Origin of the sequence: Streptomyces sp. TLI_105, assembly GCF_900105415.1 — a bacterium.
Classification (GTDB): Bacteria; Actinomycetota; Actinomycetes; order Streptomycetales; family Streptomycetaceae; genus Streptomyces.
In genome coordinates, this window is the sequence record NZ_FNSM01000001.1 from 1603723 (window position 1) to 1619328 (window position 15606).

Annotated in this window: 13 protein-coding genes; 11 read left to right on the top strand and 2 right to left on the bottom strand. The window is 70.7% G+C overall.

What is annotated here, in order from left to right:
- Nucleotides 1-46: 46 nt before the first annotated feature.
- Nucleotides 47-490 (bottom strand): SRPBCC family protein, encoded by a 444-nt coding sequence (locus tag BLW86_RS07325; RefSeq protein ID WP_093873264.1) that lies wholly within the window; start codon nucleotides 488-490, stop codon nucleotides 47-49.
- Between the two features lie 148 nt (nucleotides 491-638).
- On the opposite strand from BLW86_RS07325, the gene BLW86_RS07330 reads away from it, so the two are divergent.
- The 4 genes from BLW86_RS07330 (at nucleotide 639) to BLW86_RS07345 (ending at nucleotide 5376) form a co-directional block, all read left to right on the top strand.
- Entirely contained in the window at nucleotides 639-1670 is a 1032-nt protein-coding gene (locus BLW86_RS07330; RefSeq protein ID WP_093873265.1) for an Rv2578c family radical SAM protein, read from the top strand.
- Nucleotides 1671-1809: 139 nt separating this feature from the next.
- On the top strand, nucleotides 1810-3468 hold the full coding sequence (locus BLW86_RS07335; protein WP_093873266.1) for an alpha/beta fold hydrolase: 1659 nt from the start codon (nucleotides 1810-1812) through the stop codon (nucleotides 3466-3468).
- Between the two features lie 80 nt (nucleotides 3469-3548).
- The gene (locus BLW86_RS07340; protein ID WP_093873267.1) at nucleotides 3549-4001 is read left to right on the top strand and encodes a RidA family protein; all 453 of its coding nucleotides are present in this window, start codon (nucleotides 3549-3551) and stop codon (nucleotides 3999-4001) included.
- A 133-nt stretch (nucleotides 4002-4134) separates the two neighbouring features.
- Nucleotides 4135-5376 (top strand): MFS transporter, encoded by a 1242-nt coding sequence (locus tag BLW86_RS07345; RefSeq protein WP_093873268.1) that lies wholly within the window; start codon nucleotides 4135-4137, stop codon nucleotides 5374-5376.
- Here the strand turns inward: BLW86_RS07345 and BLW86_RS07350 are convergent.
- Nucleotides 5329-6006 carry a HEAT repeat domain-containing protein gene (locus BLW86_RS07350; RefSeq protein WP_177181590.1) on the bottom strand — a complete coding sequence of 226 codons (678 nt, stop codon included), beginning with the start codon at nucleotides 6004-6006 and terminating at the stop codon, nucleotides 5329-5331. The genes BLW86_RS07345 and BLW86_RS07350 overlap by 48 nt on opposite strands.
- 299 nt (nucleotides 6007-6305) lie before the next feature.
- Here BLW86_RS07350 and BLW86_RS07355 point away from each other — a divergent pair, with 299 nt between their 5' ends.
- The 7 genes from BLW86_RS07355 to BLW86_RS07385 all read left to right on the top strand — a co-directional run bounded on the left by BLW86_RS07355 (nucleotide 6306) and on the right by BLW86_RS07385 (nucleotide 15542).
- A complete protein-coding gene (locus tag BLW86_RS07355; protein ID WP_093873270.1) occupies nucleotides 6306-8087 on the top strand; it encodes a 3-hydroxyacyl-CoA dehydrogenase family protein in 1782 nt (593 codons plus the stop codon).
- A gap of 115 nt (nucleotides 8088-8202) precedes the next feature.
- Nucleotides 8203-9042 (top strand): TetR family transcriptional regulator, encoded by an 840-nt coding sequence (locus tag BLW86_RS07360; protein ID WP_177181591.1) that lies wholly within the window; start codon nucleotides 8203-8205, stop codon nucleotides 9040-9042.
- Between the two features lie 415 nt (nucleotides 9043-9457).
- The gene (gene ccrA / locus BLW86_RS07365; RefSeq protein WP_093873272.1) at nucleotides 9458-10795 is read left to right on the top strand and encodes a crotonyl-CoA carboxylase/reductase; all 1338 of its coding nucleotides are present in this window, start codon (nucleotides 9458-9460) and stop codon (nucleotides 10793-10795) included.
- 10 nt (nucleotides 10796-10805) lie between these two features.
- On the top strand, nucleotides 10806-12842 hold the full coding sequence (locus BLW86_RS07370) for a protein meaA (protein WP_093873273.1): 2037 nt from the start codon (nucleotides 10806-10808) through the stop codon (nucleotides 12840-12842).
- Nucleotides 12839-13804, top strand: coding sequence for an HpcH/HpaI aldolase/citrate lyase family protein (locus tag BLW86_RS07375; RefSeq protein WP_015037486.1), 966 nt, complete (start codon nucleotides 12839-12841; stop codon nucleotides 13802-13804). Before BLW86_RS07370 ends, BLW86_RS07375 begins: the two co-directional genes overlap by 4 nt.
- A gap of 5 nt (nucleotides 13805-13809) precedes the next feature.
- Entirely contained in the window at nucleotides 13810-14334 is a 525-nt protein-coding gene (locus BLW86_RS07380; RefSeq protein WP_019890462.1) for a MaoC family dehydratase, read from the top strand.
- Nucleotides 14335-14336: 2 nt separating this feature from the next.
- On the top strand, nucleotides 14337-15542 hold the full coding sequence (locus tag BLW86_RS07385; protein WP_017236794.1) for an acyl-CoA dehydrogenase family protein: 1206 nt from the start codon (nucleotides 14337-14339) through the stop codon (nucleotides 15540-15542).
- Nucleotides 15543-15606 lie beyond the last annotated feature (64 nt).

Below are 15606 nucleotides of genomic sequence, written 5' to 3' on the forward strand. Positions count from 1 at the left end.
ACGGGGGGCGCGGGCGATCCACTCGAATCGGTGAACGCTCCGGGCGTTACTTCTCGACCTCGTCGGCCAGCTTGGCGAGGACGGCGTCGTAGATGCGGCCGAGCCCCTTGGGCGCGAAGGTCTTCTCGAAGAAGCCGCCGATGCCGCCGGCGCCGTTCCAGACGGTGGCGACGACGGCGCGGGACCTGCCCTCGCCGGCGGGCGTCACGGTCCAGGTGGTGACCATGGAGGAGTTGCGGTCCTTCTCGACGAGCTGCCCGTCGGTGGGTTCGGTGACCTCCAGGAGGCAGTCGCGGACGCGCTTGCTGGTGGCCTGGAGCTTCCAGTGGACGAGGGTGCCCTCGCCGTCGCCGCCCTCGCGGACCTCGTACTCGCTGAAGTGCTCGGGGAGCAGCTTCGCGCGCGTGCCGCTGTAGTCGGCCAGGGCGTCGAACACCGTCTCCGCGTCCGCGGCGATGATCCGTTCCGTGGTGGCCTCGACCTGCGCCATTGACTTCCTCCAGCTCGTGATTCCTCGGGGGGTGCGGGCCTAGCGAACCACGTGGGCTCCGGGGGGCGAAATCCGGGTTGCAACGATCAAGGGAACAGATGTTCTATTCTGAGCGAACGGTCGAGGCCGAGCCATCGAGGAGACGTCCATGCGCTGGGACAATCTGGGCGACACCCCCGCCGCCCCCGCCGACATCGCCCTGTTCGGCACGGACGCGGTCACCACCCGCACCTTCGACGCCCCCGAGTTCCGGGGCATCACCTTCCACGAGGTCCGGGCCCGCTCGATCCTCAACCGGGTGCCCGGCGCCTCCCGGATGCCGTTCGAGTGGACGGTCAACCCGTACCGCGGCTGCACGCACGCGTGCGTGTACTGCTTCGCCCGCAAGTCCCACAGCTATCTCGACCTGGACACCGGCCTGGGCTTCGACTCCCAGATCGTCGTCAAGATCAACGCCCCGGAACTGCTGGCCCGGCAACTCGCCTCCACCCGCTGGCAGGGCGCGCACGTCGCCATGGGCACCAACGTCGACTGCTACCAGCGCGCCGAGGGCCGCTACCGGCTCATGCCGGGCATCCTCACGGCGCTGCGGGACCGGGCGAACCCGTTCTCGATCCTCACCAAGGGCACCCTGATCCTGCGCGACCTGGAGCTCCTCATCCAGGCCGCCCGGGTCACCGAGGTCGGCATCTCCGTCTCGGTCGGCTTCACCGACCAGGAGCTCTGGCGGACGATCGAGCCCGGCACCCCCTCGCCGCAGCGCCGCCTCGACGTCGTCCGCACCCTCGGCGAGCACGGCATCGACTGCGGGGTCCTGATGGCGCCCGTGGTGCCCTTCCTCGGCGACCGGCCCGAGCAGCTGCGCGCGACGGTCCGCGCGATCGCCGAGGCCGGCGCGAGCTCGGTCACCCCGCTCGTCCTGCACCTGCGGCCGGGCGCCCGCGAGTGGTTCACGGCCTGGCTGCGCGACCACCACCCGGACCTGGTCCGGCGGTACGAGCGGATGTACGCGGACGGGGCCTACGCGCCGACCTGGTACCAGCGCCGGATCACCCGTCAGGTGCACGAGCTGGCCGCCGAGTTCGGCATCGGGCCCGCCCACCGGGGCGCGGCGCGCCGGATCCCCGTACCGGAGGAGCCGTCCCCGGCGGCCGCCCCGGAGCAGCTCACCCTCCTCTGAGCATCCGGGCGGCACCCCTGACGGCACGTCGGACCGATCATCGGACCGGTCACCTGACACGCCGTCGGATCCGCATCCGTTCGGGTCAACTCTCGCCGAAACAGGTCCCCTCGGCGCCGGTTCGGGACACAAACGCCCTATGACCCCACGCGCAGGAATGCTGATCGCCGCTGGAGCGCTGGTCGCCGGGACGGTCACCGTCCTGCCCGCCGCCCCCGCCGGCGCCGGTGAACCGACCCCCCGACCGCTCCCCGGGCTCACCTGGACCGAGTGCGCCACGAAGGCGTACCCCCGGCTCCAGTGCGCCACCCTGAAGGTGCCGCTCAACCACGACGACCCGGCCGGGCGGAAGGTCACCCTGGCCCTCACCCGCGTCCCGCACACCGCGAAGACCTTCCAGGGCCCGTTGCTCGTGAACCCGGGCGGCCCCGGCGGCAGCGGGCGCGGCATGGCCGGGTACGTGGCGGCCTCCCTGCCCCCGAAGGTGGCCGCCGAGTACGACGTGATCGGCTTCGACCCGCGCGGGGTCGGCGAGAGCGAGCCCGCGCTCGACTGCGAGCCCGGCCACTTCGCCCCCGTGCGGGCGGACTCGGTGCCGACCGGGACCACGGCGGAGCGGGCGGCCATCGAGCGGGCGCAGTCCTTCGCCGAGGCCTGCGGCGAGAAGTACGCGGACGTGCTGCCGTACATCGACACCGTGAGCACCGCCCGGGACCTGGACGCGATCCGGCAGGCGGTCGGCGCGCCGAGGATCAACTACCTCGGCTACTCGTACGGCACCTACCTGGGCTCCGTGTACGCGCGCCTGTACCCGGACCGGGTGCGGCGGATGGCGCTCGACTCCGTCGTGAACCCGCACGGCGTCTGGTACGAGGACAACATCGCGCAGGACTACGCCTTCGACGACCGCCACAAGGACTTCATGGCCTGGGTGGCCCGGCAGAACGCCGTCTACAAGCTGGGCACCGACCCGGCGGCCGTCGAGGCCTCCTGGTACCGGATGCGCGACGCGCTGCGCGCGACCCCGGCCGGCGGCAAGGTCGGCCCCGCCGAACTGGAGGACACCTTCCTGCCCGGCGGGTACTACAACGGCTACTGGCCCCGCCTGGCGAGCGCCTTCGCCGCGTACGTCAACGACGCGGACCCGACGCCGCTGAAGGAGGCGTACGAGCGGTACGGGGAGGCCGACGCGGCCGCCGACAACGGCTACTCGGTCTACACGAGCGTGCAGTGCCGGGACGCGGGCTGGCCCCGCGACTGGAACGTGTGGCGCAAGGACAACTGGGACGTGCACGCGAAGGCGCCGTTCTCCACCTGGAACAACGCCTGGTACAACGCGCCCTGCGCCTTCTGGCCGGTGGAGTCCCTGACCCCGCCGGACCTCACCAACGACCAGCTGCCGCCGGTCCTCATCCTCCAGGCCACGGACGACGCCGCGACGCCGTACGAGGGCGGGGTCGCCCTGCACCGTCTGATCCGCGGCTCCAGCCTCGTCGTCGAGGAGGGCGGCGGGAACCACGGGGTGACCCTCGGCGGGAACGACTGCCTCGACGAGCACCTGGCCGCCTACCTCGCCACCGGCAAGGTCCCGCGCGGCGAGGGCGACACCGAGGTGGACGCGATCTGCGCCGCGCTCCCCGACCCGGAGCCGGAGCCCGTGACCGCGGCCGCGCCGACGAACCCGAAGAAGGCCGGCGAGGAGAAGGCCGACGAGGAGAAGACCGGCAAGCGGGCGGGCGCCCTGCTCGCGGAGCCGGTCGGCGTCGCCCTCCACGACCTCCTGGGCCACGTGCGCTGACGCATCCCGCCCTCCCTCTGGTGCCCGCGCCCCGCAAGGGGTGGCGGGCACTGTCAGTGGCGTGCGCGAGGATGTGGGGCATGACGAGCCACCTCACCCATGTGCCCGCGCCCGACGGCCTCGCGCCCAGCCCCCAGTACAGCCACGTCGTGTGGGGCACGGGCCGGTTCGTCGCGATATCCGGGCAGTGCGCCCTGGACGCCTCCGGCGCGGTGGTCGGGGAGGGCGACGCGGCGGCCCAGGCCCACCAGGTCTTCGCGAACCTGGAGCGCTGCCTCGCGGCGGCCGGGGCGGGCTTCGGGGACGTGGTGAAGCTGACGTACTTCGTCACGGACGTGGCCCACCTCCCGGCGGTGCGGGACGCCCGGGACGCCCACTTCGCGGGCACGCCGCTGCCGGCGAGCTCGGCGGTGCAGGTGTCGGCGCTGGTCCGACCGGAACTCCTCGTCGAGATCGAGGCGTTCGCGCTGGTGCCGGAGCAGGCCGCGGCGGCTCCCGGCGAGACCGGGGCGGAGCTCCCTCTGCTACGTTGACGCGCATGTTCCTCTTCCGTGCGTAGGAGTCGGCGATCCGACGACCATGCCCAGCCGGGCGCGGTGTCCCGCCGTCCCCGCACGCCCCGGCGCCGCAGGCCGCTGCCCGGCGCCTCTTCCGAGGAACTCCGTCATGTCCGTGACCTCCCCTGTCCGCTCCCCCGCGCCCACGTACGCCGCGGTGCTGCGGACCCCACACGCCCGCCGCGCCTTCGGTGCGGCCCTCCTGGGGCGACTGTCCAACGGCGTCACCCCGCTCTCCCTGATCCTCTCCGTCAGGGCCGGCACCGGCTCGTACGCCGTGGCCGGCACGGTCATGGCCGTGTTCGGGCTGACCGGTGTCCTGCTGTCGCCCGCGCGGGCGGCCCTGGTCGACCGATTCGGGCCGCGCCGCGCCCTGGTGCCCCTGGCCGCCGGGTCCGCGCTGCTGCTCGTCGCGCTCGCGGTGGCGACGGCCAGGACCGCGACCCCGCCGGCCGTCCTCGTGGTCCTGGCGGCCGCCGCCGGGGCGCTGCCCCCGCCGCTCGGCCCCGTGACGCGGGCACTGTTCAGCGGGATGCTGACCGACCGGGACCTGCTGCGGCGCGCGTACAGCCTTGACACGGTGGCGGAGGAACTCCTCTTCGTCACGGGCCCGTTGCTGGTGGGCCTGCTCGTGCGGTACGCGTCGGCGCCGACCGGGCTCGCGGTGAGCGCCGCGCTCGTCCTGACCGGCACCCTCGGGCTCGTGACCTCGCCGGTGGTGCGGGGCGGGACCGGGGAGCGGAAAACCGGGACGCCCGAGCGGGCCGCCGACCGGCGGGGCGTCCCCGGGGCCGGGCTGCTGAGGGCGGCGGCCCTGGCGGCCGGGGTCGGCATGTGCCTGGGCGCCGTCGAGCTGCTCGTGATCGCGTTCGCCGACGCCCATCACCGCCCCGGCGCGGTTCCGTGGGCGGCGGCGGCCCTCTCGGCGGGCAGCGCGGTCGGCGGCCTCCTGTACGGCGCCGTGCCGTGGCGGGTGCCCACCGCCGTACGTCTGTCGGCGCTGGCACTCGGCCTCGGTGCGGTCCTGGCGGTGGCGGGACTCTCCCCGCATCCGTACGCGCTGGTCGGCTGGGTGGCGCTCGGCGGTCTCTTCGTGGCGCCGGCGATCACCAGCGCCTATCTCCTGGCCGACGAGTCCGTCGAGGAGGGGCAGCGCACCCGGGCCGGCGCCTGGGTCAACACCGCGTTCAACGCGGGCACGACGGCGGCGACCGCCGGTGCGGGACTCCTGGTGGGGCGGCTGCCGCTGCCGCTGTGCTTCGCACTCGCCGCGCTCCCGGCGGTCCTCCCGGCGGTCGGGACGCTAGGGGGTGCCTTCCGGATCAGGCGGGCTGTCGAGCCGGTGGAGTGACCGCCCGGCCTCGGCGCCGAGCCGGGGGTGCGGAAGCGCCTCCCGCAAAACCGCACGCGCCCTGGGGTCCCCCAGCGCGCCGAGGCCCTCGACGCAGGCGAGGCCGACCCGCCAGTGCGGGTCGTCGGCCCGAAGTCGCCGTCCGAGGACGGTGATCAGGGCCGGTACGGACTCGGGGGCTCGGAGTTCGGCGAGGAGCCGGACCGGCACCAGGGCGTAGGCGACGCGGAGTTCGTTGGTGGCGAGGGCGGCGGCAGCGCGTGCGGTGCGGGGGTCGCCGAGCCGGGTCAGGGCGTGGGCGGCGGTGACGCAGCGCTCCGGGTCGCGGTGGTTGAGGAGCAGGACGAGGGCCTCGAAGGCACGGGGGTCGCCGGCGACGCCGAGGGAGTAGGCGGCGATCTCGCGGGCCCAGAGGGGCTGGCCGAGTGCGGTGAGGACGCGGTGCAGCTCCTCGGCACGGTCCTCACCTCCGGCGCGGTCCTCACATCCGGCGAGTGTCGCGAGGGCCGTGAGTGCCGCGAGTTCCGTGAGTTCCGTGAATGCCGCCGGGACTTCTCCGGAGTCATTCTCGATCTCGTCCCGCAATCGATCGATCATCGAGCAGAATTCCGGATCCTCGGAGATTTCCATGAATCCGACCCTATCCGCGATCCAGATCACACTTTCCCAACTTCCCGGGACTGGCGCGCTCGTTACCGGCCGGTTAGTCTCAGGTGAGCGGGCACCACCCGCACTTCTCACGACGGCCTGGTGACGCAGCCGTTGTGTTCGCTTGTCGGTTCGGCAGTTTCGACGTGGCTCCGGGACAGAGTCCGTCGCACCTTTTCCCAGGGCACCGCCCTCTTTTCCGGGCTTCGCCCTCGCTCTTTCCCGCGCCCCTTTCGTGCGCGCGCTGCCCTCAGTCGTCACTCTTCCTCTGGAGTCCCCTGATGGACACCCCTCTCTCCACCATCGCCGTCGTCGGTCTCGGCACCATGGGCTCGGGCATCGCCGATGTCCTCGCCCGGGCCGGCCGCGAGGTCATCGGCATCGACATCAGCGACACCGCCGCCGCCCAGGCCGTCGCCGCCCTGGAGGCCTCCACCGCCCGAGCGGTGGCCCGCGAGCGGATCACCGAGGAGGAGCGGCAGGACGTCCTGGCCCGCTTCCGTACCTTCTCCGACCTCCAGGCGGCCGCCGAGGCCGACCTCGTGATCGAGGTCGTGCCCGAGTCGTACGAGGCGAAGCAGGAGGTCTTCCGGGCCCTCGACGGCATCGTCCGCCCCGACGCGATCCTGGCCACCGGCACCAACGCCCTCTCGGTGACCCGGCTCGCCGCCGACTCGGCGCACCCCGAGCGGGTCCTCGGCCTGCACTTCTTCGCCCCGGTCCAGGCGATGAAGCTGGTCGAGGTGGTCTCCTCGGTGCTGACCGACCCGCGGGCCGTGGACGCCGTCACCCGACTCGCCCAGGACCTCGGCAAGGAGCCGGTGGCGGTCGGCGACCGGGCCGGCTTCATCGCGGACGGGCTGCTCTTCGGCTACCTGAACCAGGCCGCCGCCATGTACGAGGCCAAGTACGCCTCCCGCGAGGACATCGACGCGGCGATGAAGCTGGGCTGCGGCCTGCCGATGGGCCCGCTGGCGCTGCTCGACCTGGTCGGCGTCGACACCGCCCGTACGGTCCTGGAGGCCATGTACGCCGCCTCGCACGACCGGCTGCACGCCCCGGCCCCGATCCTCAAGCAGCTCAGCGAGGCCGGTCTGACCGGCCGCAAGGCGGGCCGCGGCTTCTACACGTACGCGGCGCCGGGCTCCGGCGAGGTCGTGCCCGACGCGCTGACCCCGCTCGACTCCGCCGACGCCGGCGGCGGCCGTGAGATCCGCTCGGTCGGCGTCGCCGGCTCGGGCACCATGGCCTCCGGCATCGCCGAGGTCTTCGCCAAGGCCGGTTACGCGGTCGTGCTCGCCGCCCGCTCCCAGGAGAAGGCGGACACCGCCAAGGCCCGGATCGCCAAGTCCCTGGCCCGCTCGGTCGACAAGGGCCGGATGACGGCCGAGGCGCGCGACACGACGCTCGCCCTGATCACCCCGGCCGGCTCGCTCGACGCCTTCGCCGAGGTCGACCTGGCCGTCGAGGCGGTCGCCGAGGACCTGGCGGTCAAGCAGGAGCTGTTCGGGCGGCTCGACAAGATCTGCAAGCCGGGCGCGGTGCTGGCCACCACGACCTCCTCGCTGCCGGTCATCGCCTGTGCCCGCGCCACCTCGCGTCCGCAGGACGTCATCGGGATGCACTTCTTCAACCCGGCGCCGGCGATGAAGCTGGTGGAGATCGTCCGTACGGTCCTGACCGCCGACGACGTCCACGCCACCGTCCGCGAGGTCACGACGAAGATCAGGAAGCACCCGGTGGACTGCGGCGACCGCGCCGGCTTCATCGTGAACGCGCTGCTCTTCCCGTACCTGAACAACGCGGTCAAGATGGTCCAGGAGCACTACGCGACCCTGGACGACATCGACGCGGCCATGAAGCTGGGCGGCGGCTACCCGATGGGCCCGTTCGAGCTGCTCGACGTGGTCGGCCTGGACGTCTCGCTCGCGATCGAGCAGGTGCTGCACCGCGAGTTCCGCGACCCGGGCCTCGCTCCCGCCCCGCTCCTGGAGCACCTGGTGGCGGCGGGCTGCCTGGGCCGCAAGACGGGTCGCGGCTTCCGCGAATATGCCCGACGCTGAGTCCCGCACCGCCGGCTGGGGCGGTCTGCTGAGTCCCCCGGGCACCGTCGGTGCCCCGGGGGCCTCCCCGCCCCCACCTGGGCACACTCCCCCTCCGATGCAGTACGTTCGGACCATGCCCAAGGCCGCGAAGACACCCCGTGCCACCTCCCCGTCCGACGCTCCGGAGAGCGCGGCGGGCACCCGTGCCGCCGCGCAGCGGCTCAAGATGCGCCGGGAGCTCGCCACCGCCGCCATGGAGCTCTTCGCCACCAAGGGGTACGAGGCGACCACCGTCGACGAGATCGCGGCCACGGCCGGGGTCGCGCGGCGGACGTTCTTCCGGCACTTCCGGTCCAAGGAAGAGGCGATCTTCCCCGATCACGACGACACGCTGGTGCGGGCGGAGGCGGTGCTGAACGCCGCGCCGCCGCACGAGCACCCGCTCGACACGGTGTGCCGGGGCATCAAGGAAGTCATGAAGATGTACGCGGGGTCCCCCGCGGTCTCCGTGGAGCGCTACCGGCTCACCCGTGAGGTGCCGACCCTGCGGGAGCGGGAGATCGCCTCGGTGGCCCGCTACGAGCGCCTCTTCACCCGCTACCTCCTCGGGCACTTCGACGAGCGGGACCACCACGACGGCAACGACGACCCGCTGCTCGCCGAGGTGGCCGCGTCGGCGGTCGTCACCGCCCACAACCACGTGCTGCGCCGCTGGCTGCGGGCGGGCGGCGAGGGCGACGTGGAGGCCCAGCTCGACCACGCCTTCGCGATCGTCCGGGAGACCTTCGGGTCGGGCATAGGCGCCCGCCCGGCGGCCGCCGGGAGCACCACCGCCGCGCCGGCCGAGCCGACCCCGGAAGCGCCGGTCGCGACGGCGTCCACGACGGGCGACGTCGTGGTCGCCGTGGCCCGCACGGACGCTCCGCTCGACGAGGTCATGCGCACCATCCAGCAGGCGCTCACCAAGCCCTGACCCCCGCTCCGCCAAGAGGGCCGCCCCCGGAATCCGGGAGCGGCCCTCTTGGCGTTCCGCGATGTTCCCGCAGCTCACGGGCCATTTCGATCGATCATCGCTCATCCGTGACGGGCAGATTGCATCTGAGTGAAATTGTTGGCACGCAGTGCCTTGTCAGGTGACACGGCGTGCCATACGTTGATGTTGTCCGGGCGGCCGGCGCGCAGAGATCACACCTCGTGCGCCGGCTGTCCCCACCGACCCACGGCCGGTGCGCCCGGACGCCTGCGTCACAGGCACCCTCGCGCTCCACCACACAGCGCCGCCACCGCACCACCGAGCCGAACCGACGGCACACCTCCACAACAGCAGTACTTCCCGCCGTAACCCCCAGGCGTCCCTCCCTCAGGACGCTCACCGCCGGAGGCAACCCGTGAAGGAAATCCTGGACGCGATCCAGTCCCCGGACTCCACGTCCGCCGACTTCGCGAACATCAAGCTCCCCGAGTCGTACCGGGCCGTCACCGTCCACAAGGACGAGGCGGAGATGTTCGCCGGTGTCGAGAGCCGAGACAAGGACCCGCGCAAGTCGCTCCACCTCGACGACGTCAAGCTCCCCGAGCTCGGCCCGGGCGAGGCGCTCGTGGCCGTCATGGCGAGCTCGGTCAACTACAACTCGGTCTGGACCTCGATCTTCGAGCCGGTCTCGACCTTCGGCTTCCTGGAGCGCTACGGTCGGCTCTCCGAGCTCACCAAGCGCCACGACCTGCCGTACCACGTCATCGGCTCCGACCTCGCGGGCGTCGTCCTGCGCACCGGCCCGGGCGTCAACGCCTGGCAGCCCGGCGACGAGGTCGTCGCGCACTGCCTCTCGGTCGAGCTGGAGTCCTCGGACGGCCACAACGACACGATGCTCGACCCCGAGCAGCGCATCTGGGGCTTCGAGACCAACTTCGGCGGCCTCGCCGAGATCGCCCTCGTCAAGTCCAACCAGCTGATGCCGAAGCCCGGCCACCTGAGCTGGGAGGAGGCGGCGGCCCCCGGCCTCGTCAACTCCACCGCCTACCGCCAGCTGGTCTCCCGCAACGGCGCCGGCATGAAGCAGGGCGACAACGTCCTCATCTGGGGTGCGAGCGGCGGACTCGGCTCGTACGCCACGCAGTTCGCCCTGGCCGGCGGCGCCAACCCGATCTGTGTCGTCTCCTCCCCCGAGAAGGCCGACATCTGCCGGTCCATGGGCGCCGAGGCGGTCATCGACCGCAACGCCGAGGGCTACAAGTTCTGGAAGGACGAGAACACCCAGGACCCGCGCGAGTGGAAGCGCTTCGGCTCCAAGATCCGCGAGCTGACCGGCGGCGAGGACATCGACATCGTCTTCGAGCACCCGGGCCGCGAGACCTTCGGCGCCTCCGTGTACGTCACCCGCAAGGGCGGCACCATCACCACCTGCGCCTCGACCTCGGGCTACATGCACCAGTACGACAACCGCTACCTGTGGATGTCGCTGAAGCGCATCATCGGCTCGCACTTCGCGAACTACCGCGAGGCGTGGGAGGCCAACCGCCTGATCGCCAAGGGCAAGATCCACCCGACGCTGTCGAAGGTCTACTCCCTGGAGGAGACCGGCCAGGCCGCGTACGACGTCCACCGCAACCTGCACCAGGGCAAGGTCGGCGTCCTCGCCCTCGCCCCGCAGGAGGGCCTGGGCGTCAGCAACCCGGAGCTCCGGGCCCAGCACATCGACGCCATCAACCGCTTCCGGAACATCTGAGGTCCCGAAGATGACTGAGCGCCAGAAGGACCGGCCGTGGCTCATGCGGACGTACGCCGGTCACTCGACCGCCGAGGCGTCCAACGAGCTGTACCGGCGCAACCTCGCCAAGGGTCAGACCGGCCTCTCGGTCGCGTTCGACCTGCCGACGCAGACCGGGTACGACCCCGACCACATCCTCGCCCGCGGCGAGGTCGGCCGGGTCGGCGTCCCCGTCTCGCACCTCGGTGACATGCGCCGGCTGTTCCAGGACATCCCCCTGGAGCAGATGAACACCTCGATGACCATCAACGCCACCGCCATGTGGCTGCTGGCGCTCTACCAGGTGGCCGCCGAGGAGCAGGGTGCGGACATCACCCAGCTCCAGGGCACCACCCAGAACGACATCGTGAAGGAGTACCTGTCGCGCGGGACGCACGTCTTCCCGCCCGGCCCCTCGCTCCGCCTCACGACGGACATGATCGCGTACACGGTCAAGCACATCCCGAAGTGGAACCCGATCAACATCTGCAGCTACCACCTGCAGGAGGCCGGGGCCACGCCGGTCCAGGAGATCTCGTACGCGATGGCCACCGCGATCGCGGTCCTCGACTCGGTCCGCGACTCCGGTCAGGTCCCCGAGGACCGCTTCGGCGAGGTCGTCGCCCGCATCTCCTTCTTCGTGAACGCGGGCGTCCGCTTCATCGAGGAGATGTGCAAGATGCGCGCCTTCGGCCGCATCTGGGACAAGATCACGCTGGAGCGGTACGGCATCGAGAACGCCAAGCAGCGCCGGTTCCGCTACGGCGTCCAGGTCAACTCCCTCGGTCTGACCGAGGCGCAGCCGGAGAACAACGTCCAGCGGATCGTCCTGGAGATGCTGGCCGTCACCCTCTCCAAGGACGCCCGCGCGCGTGCCGTGCAGCTCCCCGCCTGGAACGAGGCCCTCGGCCTCCCCCGGCCCTGGGACCAGCAGTGGTCGCTGCGCATCCAGCAGGTGCTCGCCCACGAGTCCGACCTGCTGGAGTACGAGGACATCTTCGCCGGCTCGCACGTGATCGAGGCCAAGGTGGACGCCCTCGTCGAGGAGTGCCTGGCCGAGATCGACCGGATCCAGGAGATGGGCGGCGCGATGGCCGCCGTCGAGTCCGGCTACCTCAAGTCGCAGCTGGTCTCCTCGCACGCCGAGCGGCGCGCCCGGATCGAGGCCGGCGACGAGAAGATCGTCGGCGTGAACATCTTCCAGTCGACCGAGGAGAACCCCCTCACCGCCGACCTGGACACCGCGATCATGACGGTCGACCCGGCGGTCGAGGCCCGGGTCGTCGGCTCGCTGAAGACCTGGCGCGACAACCGCTACCAGCCGCCGTTCAACCACCCGCGGCCCTGCAAGGCCCTGGAGCGCCTCAAGGAGGCCGCGAAGGGCACGGAGAACCTCATGGAGGCCACCCTGGAGTGCGCCCGCGCCGGGGTCACCACCGGTGAGTGGGCCGGGGCCCTGCGCGAGGTGTTCGGCGAGTTCCGCGCCCCGACGGGCGTCTCCTCCGCCCCGGTCGCCGTGACGGCCGAGGCGGGCACGCCGCTCGCGCTGGTCCGCGAGAAGGTGGCCCGCACCGCCGAGGACCTGAACTGCGGGCGGCTGCGGCTGCTCGTCGGCAAGCCGGGCCTGGACGGGCACTCCAACGGGGCCGAGCAGATCGCCGTACGCGCGCGTGACGCCGGTTTCGAGGTGGTCTACCAGGGCATCCGGCTGACCCCCGAGCAGATCGTCGACGCCGCCCTGGCGGAGGACGTGCACTGCGTGGGCCTGTCGATCCTCTCCGGCTCGCACTCCGAGCTGGTCCCGGACGTCCTCGTCCGCCTCCGCGAGGCGGGCGCCCCGGACATCCCGGTCATCGTCGGCGGAATCATCCCGAACGCCGACGCCGCAGAACTGAAGCGCGCGGGCGTGGCCGCCGTCTTCACACCGAAGGACTTCGGTATCACGGAGATCATCGGCCGTATCGTCGACGAGATCCGGCAAGCGAACAAGCTCAGCCCCCTGGAAAGTACGGAGGTCCTCGCATGACCAGCCCTGTGAACCGGCTCCGCCCCCGCCGCTCCTGCCTGGCGGTCCCCGGCTCCAACCCGCGCTTCCTCGAGAAGGCCCAGGGCCTCGCCGCCGACCAGGTCTTCCTCGACCTGGAGGACGCGTGCGCCCCGCTGGCCAAGCCCGAGGCCCGGCACACCATCGTGAAGTTCCTGAACGAGGGCGACTGGACCGGCAAGACCCGCGTGGTCCGCGTCAACGACTGGACGACCCACTGGACCTACCGTGACGTCGTCACGGTCGTCGAGGGCGCCGGCCAGAACCTCGACTGCATCATGCTGCCGAAGGTCCAGGACGCCCAGCAGATCGTCGCCCTCGACCTGCTGCTCACGCAGATCGAGAAGACCATGGGCTTCGAGGTCGGCAAGATCGGCATCGAGGCGCAGATCGAGAACGCGCAGGGCCTGACCAACGTCAACGCGATCGCGCAGGCCTCCCAGCGCGTCGAGACGATCATCTTCGGCCCGGCCGACTTCATGGCCTCCATCAACATGAAGTCCCTCGTCGTCGGCGAGCAGCCGCCCGGCTACCCGGCGGACGCGTACCACCACATCCTCATGAGCATCCTGATGGCGGCCCGCGCCAACAACCTCCAGGCGATCGACGGCCCCTACCTGCAGATCCGCAACCAGGAGGGCTACAAGGCGGTCGCGCAGCGCGCCGCCGCCCTGGGCTTCGACGGCAAGTGGGTGCTGCACCCGGACCAGGTCGCCGCCGCGAACGAGATCTTCTCGCCCTCGCAGGAGGACTACGACCACGCCGAGCTGATCCTCGACGCGTACGACTACTACACGTCCGAGGCCGGCGGCAAGAAGGGCTCCGCGATGCTCGGCGACGAGATGATCGACGAGGCCTCCCGCAAGATGGCCCTGGTCATCTCCGGCAAGGGCCGCGCCGCCGGCATGCAGCGCACCAGCAAGTTCGAGATCCCGGAGGCCTGAGTCCGATGCAGTTCGGCCGTACCTACGAAGAGTTCGAAGTCGGTGCCGTCTACAAGCACTGGCCCGGAAAGACGGTCACCGAGTACGACGACCACCTCTTCTGTCTGCTGACGATGAACCACCATCCGCTGCACATGGATGTGAACTACGCCGAGAACACGACGGATTTCGGCAAGAACGTCGTCGTCGGCAACTACATCTACTCGCTGCTGCTCGGCATGTCCGTGCCGGACGTCTCGGGCAAGGCGATCGCCAACCTGGAGATCGAGTCGCTGCGGCACGTGGCGCCGACCTTCCACGGCGACACGATCTACGGCGAGACGACGGTCCTCGACAAGACCCCGTCGAAGTCGAAGAACGACCGCGGCATCGTCTACGTCGAGACCAAGGGCTACAAGCAGGACGGCACCCTCGTCTGCGTCTTCCGCCGCAAGGTGATGGTCCCCACCGAGACGTACATCAAGGAGCGCGGCGGCGAGCAGCCCGGCCGCCCCGAGCTCATCGAGCCCTCCAAGAAGTCGGAGAAGTAGTCATGGCGCGACTCGCCCAGACCCACGGTCTGACCGATGTCCAGCAGGAGATCCTCGCCACCGTCCGGGACTTCGTCGACAAGGAGATCATCCCGGTCGCGACGGAGCTGGAGCACCGCGACGAGTACCCGCAGCAGATCGTCGACGGGCTCAAGGAGCTCGGCGTCTTCGGCCTGATGATCCCCGAGGAGTACGGGGGCCTGGGCGAGTCGCTGCTCACCTACGCGCTGTGCGTGGAGGAGATCGCCCGCGGCTGGATGTCGGTCTCCGGCATCATCAACACCCACTTCATCGTGGCGTACATGCTCAAGCAGCACGGCACCCAGGAGCAGAAGGAGTACTTCCTTCCGCGGATGGCGGCCGGCGAGACGCGCGGCGCCTTCTCGATGTCGGAGCCGGGCCTCGGCTCGGACGTGTCGGCGATCACCTCGAAGGCGGTCAAGGACGGCGACGAGTACGTCCTCAACGGCCAGAAGATGTGGCTGACGAACGGCGGCACGTCAACGCTGGTGGCCGTTCTCGTCCGAAGTGACGAAGGACACCCGGAGGGCACGGCCCCCCACAAGTCGATGACGACCTTCCTCGTCGAGAAGGAGCCCGGCTTCGGAGAGGTCCGCCCCGGCCTCACGATCCCCGGCAAGATCGACAAGATGGGTTACAAGGGCGTCGACACGACCGAGCTCATCATGGACGGACTGCGCATTCCGGCCAATCGTGTGCTCGGCGGGGTCACCGGCCGAGGGTTTTACCAAATGATGGACGGTGTCGAGGTCGGCCGCGTGAACGTGGCGGCCCGCGGTTGCGGCGTCGCACAGCGTGCTTTCGAACTGGGTGTCTCGTATGCCCAGCAGCGTCACACTTTCGGCAAGGCGATCGCCCAGCACCAGGCGATCCAGTTCAAGCTGGCCGAAATGGCTACCAAGGTCGAGGCCGCTCATGCCATGATGGTGAACGCAGCACGCAAAAAGGACTCCGGGGAACGAAACGACCTCGAAGCAGGGATGGCGAAGTACCTCGCCTCCGAATACTGCAAGGAGGTCGTCGAGGACGCCTTCCGCATCCACGGTGGATACGGGTTCTCGAAGGAATACGAGATCGAGCGTCTCTACCGGGAAGCTCCGATGCTGCTCATCGGTGAAGGTACCGCCGAGATCCAGAAAATGATCATTGGTCGTCGGCTGCTCGAGGAGTACCGATTCCAGGGTTGATTGTCGCTTTTGAGTCGGTTCGGCCGCGAAGAAGATCACACCCTGTGTTCGTCTTCCGGCCGTC

Bases quoted from the DNA above. Each gene is read 5' to 3' on its own strand.
- BLW86_RS07325 (WP_093873264.1), bottom strand. From the start codon at position 490: ATGGCGCAGGTCGAGGCCACCACGGAACGGATCATCGCCGCGGACGCG.
- BLW86_RS07330 (WP_093873265.1), top strand. From the start codon at position 639: ATGCGCTGGGACAATCTGGGCGACACCCCCGCCGCCCCCGCCGACATC.
- BLW86_RS07335 (WP_093873266.1), top strand. From the start codon at position 1,810: ATGACCCCACGCGCAGGAATGCTGATCGCCGCTGGAGCGCTGGTCGCC.
- BLW86_RS07340 (WP_093873267.1), top strand. From the start codon at position 3,549: ATGACGAGCCACCTCACCCATGTGCCCGCGCCCGACGGCCTCGCGCCC.
- BLW86_RS07345 (WP_093873268.1), top strand. From the start codon at position 4,135: ATGTCCGTGACCTCCCCTGTCCGCTCCCCCGCGCCCACGTACGCCGCG.
- BLW86_RS07350 (WP_177181590.1), bottom strand. From the start codon at position 6,006: ATGGAAATCTCCGAGGATCCGGAATTCTGCTCGATGATCGATCGATTG.
- BLW86_RS07355 (WP_093873270.1), top strand. From the start codon at position 6,306: ATGGACACCCCTCTCTCCACCATCGCCGTCGTCGGTCTCGGCACCATG.
- BLW86_RS07360 (WP_177181591.1), top strand. From the start codon at position 8,203: ATGCCCAAGGCCGCGAAGACACCCCGTGCCACCTCCCCGTCCGACGCT.
- BLW86_RS07370 (WP_093873273.1), top strand. From the start codon at position 10,806: ATGACTGAGCGCCAGAAGGACCGGCCGTGGCTCATGCGGACGTACGCC.
- BLW86_RS07375 (WP_015037486.1), top strand. From the start codon at position 12,839: ATGACCAGCCCTGTGAACCGGCTCCGCCCCCGCCGCTCCTGCCTGGCG.
- BLW86_RS07380 (WP_019890462.1), top strand. From the start codon at position 13,810: ATGCAGTTCGGCCGTACCTACGAAGAGTTCGAAGTCGGTGCCGTCTAC.
- BLW86_RS07385 (WP_017236794.1), top strand. From the start codon at position 14,337: ATGGCGCGACTCGCCCAGACCCACGGTCTGACCGATGTCCAGCAGGAG.